This window comes from Cupriavidus cauae (assembly GCF_008632125.1).
Classification (GTDB): Bacteria; Pseudomonadota; Gammaproteobacteria; order Burkholderiales; family Burkholderiaceae; genus Cupriavidus; species Cupriavidus cauae.
The window spans coordinates 269,129-282,167 of the sequence record NZ_VWRN01000045.1 but is presented as its reverse complement, the minus strand read 5'-3'; the positions used below and the strand labels follow the sequence as shown (position 1 = coordinate 282,167).

The window sequence follows — 13,039 nt, the reverse complement described above, 5'->3', positions numbered from 1 at the left end:
CAGGGGTCGGTTGACGGGGATGGCGCCTATCTTCCTTTGTCCACCGCCCGCTTGCCAAGCCCCATCGCGTCGAATCCCCGCGCCGCCCCGGCTCAGTCGCGCTTGTCCCGGGACGGTTTCCGCGATTGCAACGGCAGGCGCCACAGGTCATAACGCTCCTCGCCGGCCTTGACCACCCCCGCGAAATGCCCGTTCAGATGGCTGGCGGTGAACACCAGGTCGCCGTTGGGCAGCAGCGCGGGCGTATCGGGCCAGAGCACGCCCTCGTCGGCCGCGAGCAGCGACATCGCGCCGGTGGCCGGGTCGTACTTGACGATGCCGTTGCGCGTCACGTCCGTGATGTACAGCTTGCCCTTCGCGTCGGTGACGATGCCATCGGTATTGCCGCCGACGTCGCCGAGATCGCGCACCGCCGCGGACAACGTCTGCGCACTGGCGCCCTTGTCGCGCAGCAGCCGCGTCGGCACGGCATAGGCGTGCGTGCCCGTGGTAACGGCCCAGTACAGCGTGCCGGCATCGGGCGACAGCGCGATGCCGTTGATGCCGAGCGTCAACGGGTTGCCCGGCCACACCTCGGCGCCATGCGAGACGACCTTCGCGCCGGGCTCCGGCAACAGGCTCGCGTGGCGGTCCAGCACGCGCCGCGCCTTGCCGGAGGCAAAGTCCACCACGATCAGCCCCGCCTGATTGTCTGGGGCGCTGCGCAGGCCGCTGTCGGAGATATAGGCGATCCGGCGCCGCTCGTCGACGACGATATCGTTCAGGAAGCTGCCCTTGCGGTCCGCCACGCCATCGAGCGCGATACGCCGCACCGTGCGGCCGGTACGCAGGTCGTAGACCATCACCTTCTGCGCGCCCACCGGCGCCTCGGCCTGGCCCGCGACGAAGCCCATGTCGAGCGCCCACAGCCAGCCGTTGCGGCGGTCGATATGAAAGCCGAGCACGTTGCGCAGATGCGTTTCCGGGGTGGCATCGACCGCATTGCCATCCACCGACGGAAAGGCCGACAGACGGGCCGGCCCGCTCCGCGCGCTGGTATCGAGCAGGCTCAGCGTCGCCGGCGCGTCGGCGGAGACCAGCCGGGGCGTGCTGACGAAGGCGCGGCCCCGCGCATCGAAATGAATGCCGGCGATCGGCGCGTTGACCGAGCCGGCGAAGGGCGCCGGGTCCGCGCCCTGCCGGGACGGCTCCCAGCTGACGCCCTTATAGCTGCGCCAGCGTTCGAGGGGGATCTGGGCGGCGGTATCGGCGAATGCCGGGACGGCGGCGATCGCGGTAAACGCGGCAAAGGCGGTGAACGTCAGCGCGGCGAGGCGGGGTCGGGTAAGCAGCATGATGATGTCCGGAAGGTTGGGCCGAGAGGCAGCGACGGTATGTGGCCGTGCCTGCCGGCGATCGGTGGTCGCCGGTCGGTGACGGTCGGTGGCCGGACGGCCGAGGTCGGCCAAGGGTCAGTGATGAGCAATGAGCGGTCAGCGGTCAGCGGTCAGCGGTCAGCGGTCAGCAATCAAAGAATCGAACGGAACGACCCGCCCTCGACACGAACGGCGGCCCCATTGGACGCCGCGCCGAGCGGGCTGACGAGCAGCGCCACCATCGCCGCGATCTCGTCGGCCTCGATCATGCGGGCGATCAACGAGCTGGGCCGGTACGTCTCGAAGAAGTGCGCCTCGATCTCGGCGTCGCTCATGCCCGGGCGCGGCGCGGTCTGGCGCAGGTATTCGACGATGCCGTCCGAGCGCGTCGCCGCCGGCAGCACGCTGTTGACCGTGACGCCGGTCCCCTTGGTCAGCTCCGCCATGCCGCGCGACACCGCCAGCTGCGCCGACTTGCTGACGCCGTAATGCACCATGTCCGGCGGCGTGAAGGCGCCGACCTCGCTGGAGATGAAGATCACCCGGCCCCAGTTCCTTTCCAGCATGCGCGGAAAGTAATGGCGCGACAGCCGCACGCCGGACATCACGTTGATGTCGAGCATGCGCAGCCAGTCCTCGTCCGTGATTTCCGCGAAGGGCCGGGCTTCGTAGTAGCCCAGGTTGTTGATCAGGATGTCGGTGTCCGGCACGGCCTCGGCCAGCGCGGCCGCACCGCGCGCGCTGCCGAGGTCGGCGACGAAACACGACACGCTGGCGGAGGGCGCGGCCGCGGCGATCTCCGCGACGGCGGCATCGAGCTTGTCGCGATGACGGCCCGTGATGGTCACCGCGGCGCCCTCGCGCGCCAGGGTGCGGGCGATGGCCAGGCCAATGCCGGCCGTGGCGCCGGTGACGATGGCAGTCCTGCCTTGCAGTTGAAGGTCCATGGGGTTCCTCGTTGTCGGGTGGTGATGTCGGGTGGTGATGCCGGACTTTATTACCCGCACCAACGGAGATAAACTCGCCCGTCAGGAATTCATTTGTTCTTCGGAGGACATAATGGCGCGCCGCTTCGACCATCTTGGGGACGTGGAAGCCTTTCTGGCGGTGGTCGAGCACGGGTCGTTCACGGCGGGCGCGGTGGCGTTGTCGACCACGCCCTCGGTGCTGAGCCGCGCCATCGCCGGGCTCGAGGCCCGGCTCGGCAGCCAATTGCTGCGCCGGACCACGCGCCGCATCGGGTTGACCGACGCGGGACGGCAGTACGTCGAGCAGGCGCGCGCCGCCTTCACGCTGCTCGACGACGCCGAGCGCGAAATACAAGGACAGGAAGGGGAACTGTCGGGAAGGGTCCGGCTCAGCGTGCCGACGACCTATGGCCACTACCGGCTGCCGCCGCTGCTGGCGCGCTTTACGCGGCAATATCCGCGCGTGCAGGTGGAGCTGAACATCACCAACCGCAATGTCGACCTGGTGGCGGAAGGCTTTGATCTGGCCATCCGCCTCGGCGACCTGCCCGACAGCGGGCTGGTGGCGCGCAAGCTCGAGGACGCGGCGCTATGCCTGGTCGCGGCGCCCGACTATCTGCGCCGCGCGGGCACGCCGCGGACGCTGGACGATCTGCATCGCCACGTCTGCCTGCCCTTCGTGCTGCCAAGGACGGGCCGCATCGCGCCGTGGGTATTCCGCGACGGCGATCGGGACATCGACTGGCAGACCGCCTCGCCCATCGCGATCTCCGACGATGTGCTGGGCGTGGTGTCGCTGGCCGAGCACGGCGCCGGCGTCTGCCAGAGCTACGACTTTATCGTGCGCGATCGCATCGAAAGGGGAAGACTGGTCGAATTGCTGCCGCACCTGCGCGGACGCTCGCGGCCGTTCTCGCTGATCTACGCGCCGCACCGCCGCCAATCGGCGGCGGCACGGGCGATGATCGATCTGCTGACCGCGGGTTGAGCGGCAGCGGCTGCCCAGCTGCCCGGCTGCCTCAATCGAGATAGTCCGGCTCCAGCCGCGCCAGCTGCCGGTGGATGCTGGCCAGATGCAGACGCGCGCTGTCGGGATCGCCCTCCCGCATCTGCTGCGCACACATGGCGGCGACGTCGGGCGCCACGGGCAGCAGCGGGCGGCCGGTACCGTGCGCGCGCACCTGGACTTCGGCGGCGCGCTCGAGGTAGTACAGATCGTCCCAGGCCTGGGCGATGCTGGGCGCGGTCACCATCACGCCGTGGTTGCGCAGGAAGGCGATGTCCGCCTCCCCCATCGCGTCCGCGATGCGATCGCCCTCCAGTTCGTCCAGCGCCAAGCCGTTGAAGGGTACCGTGGCGACCCGGCCGTAGAACTTCAGCGCGGTCTGCCCGGCCCAGACCAACGGTTCGCCGTCGACCATCGCCAGCGCGGTCGCGTTCGGCATATGCGTATGGAAGGCCGCCACCGCCGCCGGTTTGCGCATATGCAGCCGTGCGTGGATGAAGAAGGCCGTGGCCTCGGGTTCGCCTTCGCCATCGATCACGCGCCCGTCGACATGGCAGACCAGCAGGCGCGAGGCCGTGACCTCGCAGAAGGCAAGCCCCAGCGGATTGACAAGGAACAGCCCCGGGTGTCCCGGCAAGGTGGCCGAGAAATGGTTGCAGATCCCCTCCGCCATCCCGAGCCGTGCCGCCATGCGCAGGCACGCCGCCAGATCGGTGCGAGCCTGCAGGACAGCGGGATCGCTGCGCAATGCCGCCGCCATGCCGGCATCTCCCGCCGCCTTGCTGGAAAGTTGATGCGCCATGGATCGCTCCTTCAGGGTTGCACCCACCCGAGCGTAGCAAATAACTGGCGCAGGCCGGCCAGATCGGGCAACACGGCGTCCGGCCGATAGTCGGGCAAGGGCTTGCGGGCCGTGCCGCGATCGATCCAGACGCAGCGGAACCCCATGTCCCGCGCGGCGGCGAGATCCAGATGCGGACTGGCACAGATATGCAGCAGCCGGTCCCGCGACACGCCGATCGCGTCATGGGCATGCTCGAACAGCCGCGGCGACGGCTTGTAGGCCCCAGCCTGCTGCGCCGTCACAATACGGTCGATCTGGCCCCCGAGCTGCGCGACATTGCCCGCGATGATGGCGTCGTCGGTATTCGACACGATGCACAGCTTGAAGCCCTGTGCCTTCAGCCATGCCAGCGTCGGCACGACCTCGGGAAACGGCGGCATTGCGGCGATATGGCGGGTCAGCGCGTCGGCGTCGCTGGCCTCGAACGGCAGCCCGAACGCCTCCAGTGCGGCGCGCAGCGAGTGGGCCGAGACTTCGGCGAAGGAGCGATGCGGCGGCGTCTGCTCCAGCCGGTGCTCGTGCTCGTCATAGACCCGGATGAACTCGTGCGGATCGACGCCGCGCCATCCCTTGCGGGACAGCAGGCGATCGACGTAGGCCAACAAGCCTTCGTCCCACTGGATCAGCGTGCCGTAGCAGTCGAAGGTCAGCCATTCGGGCCGATGGGAAGGTTGCATGGTCGGGCTCCAGCTCTCACGTTGCGAATGGCTGCATGCTAAGCTGGCACCGATAAATTCGAAAATTCGATTTTCAGCGCAACTTCATCGATCCATCGAATCATGCTCGATCTCGAACTGCTCAAGACCTTTGTCAGCGTCGTCGACGCGGGCGGCTTCACGCGCGCCGGCGAGCGGGTCCACCGCACGCAGTCGACCGTCAGCCAGCAGATCCGCAAGCTGGAGGACCAACTGGCGCAGCCGCTGCTGCTGCGCCAGCGCGCCGGCAAGTCGGTTGCACTGACGGAGGCCGGCGAGCGGCTGCTGGGCTACGCGCGCCGGCTGGTCGATCTGGCGAGAGAGGCCGAGACGATGATGCAGAGGCGGGGCAATGCCGGAGTGATCCGGCTCGGCGTGCCTGACGATTTCGATGTCAAGCGGCTGATTCCGCTGCTGTCCGGCTTCGCCAAACGCCATCCGGCGATCCGGCTCGATACCGTCAACGGGCTCAGCGTCGAACTTGGCAACCGGATCGCGCGGCAGGAGCTGGACCTGGCGCTGCTCAAGCGCGACGCCGATGGCGCGCCCGTACTGCTGCGCCGCCCGGAAACGCTGAAATGGGTCGTGGGCCGGGACTTTGCGATGGACACCGACCCGCTGCCGCTGGTGGTGTTCGGCCATGGCTGCCTGTATCGGGATCGGGCGATCCACGCGCTCGAATCGTCGGGCCGCAGCTGGCGCATCGCCTTCACCAGCCAGAGCCTGGTCAGCATCCAGGCTGCGGTCGCGGCGAATCTCGGCCTGAGCCTGCTGCCGGCCACCGCGGTGCAGGACGATCATGTGGTGCTCGGCGCCAGGGCCGGATTGCCGGCCCCGCCGCCGACCGAGCTGGCGCTGGTCGGCAGCGCGCGGCTGCTGACGCCCGCGCAGCAGGCGCTGGTGGACTATCTCGATGAGAAGCTGCCCGGACGCCGCCTACGCGCGCGACGCTGAGGTTTCGTTCGACCCGCGCCCCTTGCGCCGTACCGCCCTGACCTTTCCGCTGGGGCCGCCGCCGCAGTAGAACCGATCCGCGCCATCGGATTCGAGCCCGGACACGCCCATGCCCGCCGGCATCTCGATGCGCTCGATCACTTCGCCGGTAGCGGGATCGACATGGCGCAGATCGCTGGCCTCGCCCTCCCAGGTGCCGTGCCACAGTTCGCCGTCGACCCAGGTGACGCCGGTGACGAAGCGGTCGGACGTCAGCGTGCGCAGGATCGCGCCAGTCTCGGGATCGACCTGGTGGATCTTGCGCTCGCGATGCTGGCCGACCCACAGCGAGCCTTCAGCCCAGGCCAGGCCCGAATTGCCGTCCTTGGTGGGCGCGGGAATCGACGAGACGACCTCGCCAGTCTGCGGGTCGATCTTGTCGATGCGGCCGTCCGCGATCTGGTACAGGTAGCGACCGTCGAACGCGGTGCCGGCGTTGGCCGTGACATCGAGGGTGCGAAGCATCTGGCCGCTGGACGGGTCCATGGCCTTGAGCTTGTCGCCGGTGGCGACCCAGACATGCTGGCCGTCGTACGAAACGCCATGCACGGCGTCGACGCCCGGGAACGGGCCGTATTCGTGAAGGACTTCTGCGGGGGCGGTTTTCATGGGGGCATCCTGGTGGGAAGTTGACGACAGGCGCGTCACCGCGTTCGCAGGCAGCGCGGTAACGACTCGATGCCGTCATGCTAGTCCAGGGTCGATATTGCCGGGAGTAACAAGGTCGTCGTGATTTCCGGCACGGGCGTGGTCATCCAGCGGCGCGCGCGGCCGTGGCCGATCGCCAGTACCTTCCCCGCCTCCGCGAGCGCATCGAGCGCGCGCTGCACGGTGCGCTGGCTGGCGCCGAGCGCCAGCGCCAGCCCCGAGCTGGACCACGACTCGCCGTCGGCCAGCAAGGCCAGCACCGAGCCGTGCCGCTCCTCGACCGGGCGCGCCAGCACCACGACCTGCTGCGTCGCGCGCGGCACCAGGGCATATCCGCGTGGGGTCGCGGCAATCTCCGCCAGCGACGCAATCGCACCGCGCAGCCGGCCCATTTCGACGCGCAGCCGAGCGCGGTGCGTCGCATCGGCGTGTTTCATGCGGAAGGCCAGCGCGATCAGGCTGTCGCGCGGCAGATCGTGCGGCCAGGCCTCGCCCAGGGCCCGCGCCAGCGCGAACAGCACCGGCCGCGTGGCCAGCGAAATCACCGTCCCGCCGTGACGGACGGCATGCCGGCAGGCGTCCACCACCAGCGTGTCCGATGCCAGCAGCGCTTCCACGTCGTCGAGCCGCAACGGCCGCGATTGGCCGCGATCGATCAGGCGGGCGGCGGGGATGTCGAGCATCGCGGTGGCGCGCTCGACCTCCGCGGCAAGCGCCGGAATGCCGGCCATACGCGCGGCGTGGCGAGCGCGTTGCAGCGCAGCGCGCGCGGCCACGGCATGCACGCGCCGCATGGCGATGCCCGCGATGATCAGTTCGTGCGCCGTCCTCATCGCGGGCGGCAGCTGCGCCGGATCTGCGCCGGCCAGCATGTGCTCGGCCTCGTCCAGCCGCCCGATCAACAGCAGCCGCCGGCTCGCCAGATAGCGCGCATGCGCGGCGTTGGCGCGGTCGCCGTGCGCTTCCAGCGTCAGGCGGGCGGCATCGAGGGCCTTGGCCGGCCAGCCGAGGTCGCGCACGGCCAGGGCGATCTCGGCCTCGGCGACGACGCATCTTGCCCGCGCGATCGGCGCTCGGCTGCCGAAGGCACGGGCGGCGCTGCGCACCAGCGCCTTGGCTCGGGCGAGGTCGCCGAGCTGCGCCATCGCGATGCCGCGCAGCGCGAGCGCCGGGGCGTCCTCACGCAGGGCGACGCAATTGAGCGCCCCGAGCGGGTCACCGACCGCCAGCGCGCGGGCCGCTGCCGAGATCGTCGGGTCCATTCGAATCACGCCACACTTGTCACTCCCTCCCTGTCGAAGCCGGCGCCTAATCTAGCACGAGGATCAACCGACCCGGCGTGCCGCTGCCGCGCTGCACGACAGCTTGGCGGCCCACGCCACGTCCACATGGAGGAAGCACGATGACAACCCACCCCACCGCCACCCGGGAACAATGGCTGGCCGCCCGCCTGGAACTGCTCGAGGCCGAGAAGGCCCTGACGCGACGCAGCGACGAGATCGCGCGCCAGCGGCAGGCGCTGCCCTGGCTGCGGATCGACAAGACCTACCGCTTCGACACCGACGACGGCCCCGCGACGCTGGCCGACCTGTTTCGCGGCCGCTCGCAGCTGTTGGTCTACCACTTCATGTTCGGGCCCGATTACAAGGCCGGCTGCCCGTCGTGCTCCGCGATCGCCGACGGCTTCAACGGCTTTGCGGTCCACCTCGCCAACCACGACGTCGCGCTGACCGCCGTGTCCCGCGCGCCCCTTGTCAAGCTGCAGGCCTACAAGCACCGCATGGGATGGACCTTCCCGTGGGCGTCGTCGGACGACAGCGACTTCAACGCCGACTTCCACGTCTCCTTCACGACCGCGCAGCAGCGCGATGGCGACATCGAATACAACTACCGCCGCGAGCCCGCGGTGCGGGGATGGCGCCGCAACATGGAAGGCGGCGGCCAGGCGGCGGAAGACCAGGTCGCCGCGATGTGCGGCACCGACACGGCGACCTTCCACCGCGACCGGCCGGGCCTGAGCGCCTTCGTGATGGAGGACGGCGTGGTCTATCACACCTACTCGGCGTATGCACGCGGGCTGGACGGACTGTGGGGCATGTACCAATGGCTGGACCGCGCGCCGAAGGGACGCAATGAGACGGGTGTCTGGTGGCGCCGCCATGACGAGTACGGCGAGCGTTGAGCCGGGGCACTGCTGCGCGGGCCCCGGGCCGGCGCGCAGGGACGGGAGCCGGCGGGTTTTCTTCGGCGTCTGCACGGTGCTGTTCTGCCTCGGCACGGCGGCCACGGTGTCGCTGCATGGCGCGCTGCATGGCGCGATGCCGTCGATGGCGGCCACGCCGATGCCCGGCGGCTGGACGCTGTCGATGGCGTGGACGCCGATGTGCGGGCAGACCTGGGCCGGCGCCGCGGCGGCCTTCGTCGGCATGTGGGCCGTGATGATGGTCGCGATGATGCTGCCCTCGGTGGCGCCTGCGCTGTGGCGCTATCGGGTGGCCGCCGAAGCAACCGGGCGTGCGACGTGGCTGACGCTGGTGGCAGCGGCGGCCTACTTCGTCGTGTGGACCGCGCTGGGATTGGCGGTCTTCATCCTCGGTGCCACGCTGGTCGCGCTCGCGATGCAGTGGCCGACGCTGGCGCGGGCCATGCCGGCCCTCGCCGGCCTGGTGGTGCTCACGGCCGGCGCCCTGCAATTCACCGCGTGGAAGGCTCGCCTGCTGGATGGCTGCCGGCACGCGTCCGTGCGAGCACCTGCGCAGAACGCGGGGGGCCGCATGGCGGCATGGCATCGGCCTCGGCCTGCACTGCATCCAGTGCTGCGCCGGCGCGACGGCGAGCCTGGCCGCCGTGGGCGTGATGGACCTGGGCGTCATGGCGCTGGCCACCGCGGCGATCAGCGTCGAGCGCCTGGCGCCGGCCCGCGCGCGGATGGCCAGGGCCGTCGGTGCCGCCGGCATCGGCACGGGCGCTTGGCTGGCAATGCGAGGGGCGGGCCTGCTCTAGCGCGGGAGCGGCCGCCAGCGCGCCGGCGCGCCTCTAGCGCGCGGGAAAGGCCGCCATCACGGCACCCACCAATACCGCGTGATATGGAAGAACACCGGCGCGGCGAACACCACCGAGTCGAGCCGGTCCAGCATGCCGCCGTGGCCCTGGATCATATGGCCCCAGTCCTTGATGCCGCGGTCGCGCTTGATCGCCGACATCACCAGCCCGCCGAGAAATCCCATCAGCGCGATGACCAGCGCGATCGCGCCAGCCTGCCATGGCGCAAACGGCGTGATCCACCACAGCGCGGCACCGAGCGCCGTCGCGCTGGCCACGCCGCCGACGAAGCCCTCCACCGTCTTGGACGGCGACAGCAGCGGCGCGATCTTGCGCTTGCCGCACAGCTTGCCCCAGACGTACTGCAGCACGTCGCTGCCCTGCACCACGATCACCAGGAAGGCGATCAGCAGCAGATTGCGGCCTTCAAAACCGGGGATCGGCAGCGTCAGCAGCGCCGGCACATGCGAGATGCAGAACACGCAGATCATCACCGCCCATTGCACGCCCGCGCAGCGTTCGAGAAAACGCGTGGTCTCGGCCGACAGCGCGGCCAGGATCGGCAGCAGCAGGAAAGCGTAGACCGGAATCAGGATCGAGAACATGCCGTACCAGTCCACATAGACCAGCACGTACTGCAGCGGCAGGAACAGGAAGAAGGCCGCCACGATCGCACGATGGTCGCCGCGCCGGGTGGTCGTGATGGTGACGAACTCGCGCAACGCGAAGAACGACAGCAGGTAGAACAGCACGATCACCGCGGTGCGGCCGAGCGCGAAGGCCACGCCCATCACGCCGATCATCCACCACCATGCCCAGACGCGCTGCGCGAGGTTGTCGATCACCGGGTGGGAGCCACCGCCGGCGAGGCGCCAGCGCAGCAGCAGCGTCACGGTCGAGGCGAGCAGCAGCACGGCAAACAGGCCGCCGAACAGCAGCCAGGTCTCGTGGTTCCAATGCAGGGTGGGCATGGCGGGTCAGTCCAGGGTCAGTCCAGGGTCAATCCAGCGTCAATCCAGTACGGGAGCGAGCGCGAGCAGGCCGTCGCGGCATCGGGCGAGGAAGCGTTCCTTGTCGTCGTCCGGCGCCAGTAACACCGGCTGGCCGAACGTGACCGTGCACAGCAGGGGCACCGGCACGAATTCGCCCTTGGGCATCACGCGGTTCAGGTTGTCGATCCAGACCGGCACGAACTCCACCGACGGGCAGGCGCGCGCCAGATGGAAGATCCCGCTCTTGAACGGCAGCAGCCGCGCGTCGGTAGTGTTGCGCGTGCCCTCGGGAAACAGGATCAGCGAATCGCCGCCTTCGAGCGCGCCGCGCATCAGCGCGACCGGATCGCTGCCCGGATCGCTGCGGGTGCGGTCGATCAGCAGTGCGCGAAAGACATCGCGCCCGATGAAGCGCCGCAGCGGCGAGCGGTCCCAGTAGTCGGCGCCGGCCACCGGACGCGTGCGCGGCCGCAGCTCCGGCGGCAGGCAGCCCCAGATCAGCACGAAATCGCCGTGGCTGCTGTGATTGGCGAAGTAGACGCGCTGCACCGCCGCCGGCACGCAGCCCTGCCAGTTGGCCCGCATGCCGGTCAGCAAGCGGGCGAAGACGATGATGGCGCGCGCGGTCACGCGGGCAATCCACATGGTGTTATCCCGGGATCGAAATGAGAAAGGTCAGTACAAGCTGGATCGCGGCCAGCGCGCCGCAGATTCGCACCAGGCGCAGCGCACCGCGGGCGCGGTCGGCCATCGTCCGGCCCTGCCGGCTCGGAGCAATCCAGCCCAGCTGCAACAGCGCGGTGTCCAGGCCCGCCAGATCGGCAGCCCCGTGGCGATTTGCGCTCGTTGCCAGCGCCTCGAACAGATGGCGGTCGATGGCGACGCGCAGCAGCAGCCAGAACTGGGCCAGCGCCAGCAGCAACGGCACGGCCGTCAGCCAGCGCGGCAGCGTGGCGGTCGCCAGCAGCCAGACGGTGGCGAGACCGAAGGCCAGGCCGGTCCCTGCCATCCAGATGGCGCCCGACAATGCGCCGGCGACGGCATGGGCGGTCCAGGCATCGGTGTTGCGGGCAGAGTCTTCCCGCATCGCGTCAGGATGCATGGGAGCGCTCCGGTATGCGGCCCTGCGCGACCCATCGCCGCAACGCGTCGGCATGGGCGTCGCCGAGCACGACCGCGGGACGGTGCGTGCGCAAATGCGCCAGCGCGGCTTCGACGGCCGCCGCGGCATCGGCCCCGCCTTGACGCCTCGCGAACCACGCGGCGACCACCATCGCGCTGCGCGAATAGCCGAGCGCGCAGCTGACCAGCACGCGCCTTCCGGCCGCCTGCCAGGCGTCGAGCTGGGCCACCGCCTGATCGAGCTGCGCCGCGGTGGGCACCGTCAGATCCAGCATCGGCACGCAACGATAGGCGAGCGAATCGCCGCGAACCGCGCGCGGCAGTTCGGCGCTCAGGTCGAGCACGGCATCGGCCCCGGATGCGCGCAGATCGGCTTGCGTGGGAAAGCGTCCGACCCAGACACCCTCCGCGATGGCGCTCGCCTGCGGCGCCCGCCGCGTCCACCAGCGCGAATTGAGGAAAGCGCCCAGCAGATAGGGCGCCAGCACCCAGCGCGCGGCCATCGCCATGGTGCCGCCGCTGTCCTTCTGGAACCAGGCGGGCGCCGCCAGCGCATAGATCCGTGCGACGCAGGCCAGCGCCAACGCGCCCCACAGCAGCAACAGCGCGAGCGTGACCGAGGCGCCCAGCGCCAGCAGCGCGCACAGCAGCGTCGCCACGGCGCCCAGCGCGTAGCGGCGCGCGAGCCGGCGCGTGGCCGCGTCGGGCGCGCTGGCCGCGATCGCGGGCAGCCGCAGCGGAAATAGATAGACGCACAGCCAGCCGACCAGCGCGCCGGTCGGCACGTCGATCAGATGGTGCTGCCAGGTCGTCAGCACCGATACGCCGATCAGCGCGAACCAGCCATGCAGCAGCAAATGCCAGCGCCTGGGCAGATGCGCCGCGAACGCGATCCACAGGACGATCAGCAGGCTGATATGCAGCGACGGAGCCTGGTTGAACGGCAGGTCGAAGCCCCCGAGCAACGTGAACAGCTGCCCCGGCAGGCCGTCCGCCGCGGGGCGCGTGAAGGCGAAGCGCAGCGGGAACGCGATGAAGCAGGCGACCGAGATCAATTGCGCCGCAACGAGGCGCTTGACGTGCGTCAGCAGCGCGGCGCGCGTGCGCCACAGGAAGAACGAGATGCCGTACAGCAGGTCGATCGACCAGTACGGCACGATGGTCCACGGCACGAAAGGGATGCCGCGTTCCCAGCCGAAGTAGAACGACGGCACGTCCGCGCGCTGGCTGGCCAGCCAGTTGGCAAAGCCGTAGCTTAAGAAAAACAGCGCGCCGGCCAGCGCGAGCAGCACGCAGGCCAGGCCCCAGGGGCGGGGCTCGTCGGCGGCGGGCTGCGGCGCGTCGGGGTGCATGCCGTGTTGCGTCGTGGGCTGC

At 69.8% G+C, this 13,039-nt stretch carries 13 protein-coding genes and 1 pseudogene; 4 read left to right on the top strand and 10 right to left on the bottom strand.

What is annotated here, in order from left to right; translation table 11 throughout:
* Positions 1 to 92: 92 nt before the first annotated feature.
* Positions 93 to 1,334: an L-dopachrome tautomerase-related protein gene (locus F1599_RS17395; protein ID WP_150083904.1), complete on the bottom strand. Its 1,242-nt coding sequence runs from the start codon at positions 1,332 to 1,334 to the stop codon at positions 93 to 95.
* 173 nt (positions 1,335 to 1,507) lie between these two features.
* Entirely contained in the window at positions 1,508 to 2,302 is a 795-nt protein-coding gene (locus F1599_RS17390; RefSeq protein ID WP_150083903.1) for an SDR family NAD(P)-dependent oxidoreductase, read from the bottom strand.
* Between the two features lie 112 nt (positions 2,303 to 2,414).
* On the opposite strand from F1599_RS17390, the gene F1599_RS17385 reads away from it, so the two are divergent.
* A complete protein-coding gene (locus F1599_RS17385) occupies positions 2,415 to 3,311 on the top strand; it encodes a LysR family transcriptional regulator (RefSeq protein WP_150083902.1) in 897 nt (298 codons plus the stop codon).
* A 31-nt stretch (positions 3,312 to 3,342) separates the two neighbouring features.
* On the opposite strand, the gene F1599_RS17380 is transcribed toward F1599_RS17385, so the two are convergent.
* Positions 3,343 to 4,131 (bottom strand): aldolase, encoded by a 789-nt coding sequence (locus F1599_RS17380; protein WP_150083901.1) that lies wholly within the window; start codon positions 4,129 to 4,131, stop codon positions 3,343 to 3,345.
* Between the two features lie 11 nt (positions 4,132 to 4,142).
* Positions 4,143 to 4,850 carry a haloacid dehalogenase type II gene (locus tag F1599_RS17375; protein WP_149315980.1) on the bottom strand — a complete coding sequence of 236 codons (708 nt, stop codon included), beginning with the start codon at positions 4,848 to 4,850 and terminating at the stop codon, positions 4,143 to 4,145.
* A gap of 102 nt (positions 4,851 to 4,952) precedes the next feature.
* Between F1599_RS17375 and F1599_RS17370 the strand changes: the two genes are divergently transcribed.
* Positions 4,953 to 5,822, top strand: coding sequence for a LysR substrate-binding domain-containing protein (locus F1599_RS17370; RefSeq protein WP_150083900.1), 870 nt, complete (start codon positions 4,953 to 4,955; stop codon positions 5,820 to 5,822).
* Here F1599_RS17370 and F1599_RS17365 read toward each other — a convergent pair.
* Positions 5,805 to 6,470, bottom strand: a complete 666-nt coding sequence (locus F1599_RS17365; RefSeq protein ID WP_150083899.1) for a Vgb family protein — start codon at positions 6,468 to 6,470, stop codon at positions 5,805 to 5,807. The genes F1599_RS17370 and F1599_RS17365 overlap by 18 nt on opposite strands.
* Before the next feature lie 80 nt (positions 6,471 to 6,550).
* Positions 6,551 to 7,771, bottom strand: coding sequence for a helix-turn-helix domain-containing protein (locus F1599_RS17360; RefSeq protein ID WP_149315983.1), 1,221 nt, complete (start codon positions 7,769 to 7,771; stop codon positions 6,551 to 6,553).
* 140 nt (positions 7,772 to 7,911) lie between these two features.
* Here F1599_RS17360 and F1599_RS17355 point away from each other — a divergent pair, with 140 nt between their 5' ends.
* Both F1599_RS17355 and F1599_RS26545 read left to right on the top strand, forming a co-directional pair.
* Positions 7,912 to 8,691, top strand: coding sequence for a DUF899 domain-containing protein (locus F1599_RS17355; RefSeq protein ID WP_150083898.1), 780 nt, complete (start codon positions 7,912 to 7,914; stop codon positions 8,689 to 8,691).
* Positions 8,576 to 9,512 (top strand): annotated as a pseudogene (locus tag F1599_RS26545) (DUF2182 domain-containing protein). Before F1599_RS17355 ends, F1599_RS26545 begins: the two are co-directional and overlap by 116 nt.
* A 56-nt stretch (positions 9,513 to 9,568) precedes the next feature.
* On the opposite strand, the gene F1599_RS17345 reads toward F1599_RS26545, so the two are convergent.
* From F1599_RS17345 to F1599_RS17330, 4 genes are read right to left on the bottom strand one after another with little or no spacing between them, the layout of a single operon-like run.
* A complete protein-coding gene (locus tag F1599_RS17345) occupies positions 9,569 to 10,522 on the bottom strand; it encodes a phosphatidate cytidylyltransferase (protein WP_150083897.1) in 954 nt (317 codons plus the stop codon).
* Positions 10,523 to 10,561: 39 nt separating this feature from the next.
* On the bottom strand, positions 10,562 to 11,188 hold the full coding sequence (locus F1599_RS17340; RefSeq protein WP_149315986.1) for a lysophospholipid acyltransferase family protein: 627 nt from the start codon (positions 11,186 to 11,188) through the stop codon (positions 10,562 to 10,564).
* A 4-nt stretch (positions 11,189 to 11,192) separates the two neighbouring features.
* Positions 11,193 to 11,645, bottom strand: a complete 453-nt coding sequence (locus F1599_RS17335) for a hypothetical protein (RefSeq protein ID WP_223819709.1) — start codon at positions 11,643 to 11,645, stop codon at positions 11,193 to 11,195.
* Positions 11,635 to 13,017 (bottom strand): phosphatase PAP2/dual specificity phosphatase family protein, encoded by a 1,383-nt coding sequence (locus tag F1599_RS17330; protein WP_150083989.1) that lies wholly within the window; start codon positions 13,015 to 13,017, stop codon positions 11,635 to 11,637. Before F1599_RS17330 ends, F1599_RS17335 begins: the two co-directional genes overlap by 11 nt.
* Positions 13,018 to 13,039 lie beyond the last annotated feature (22 nt).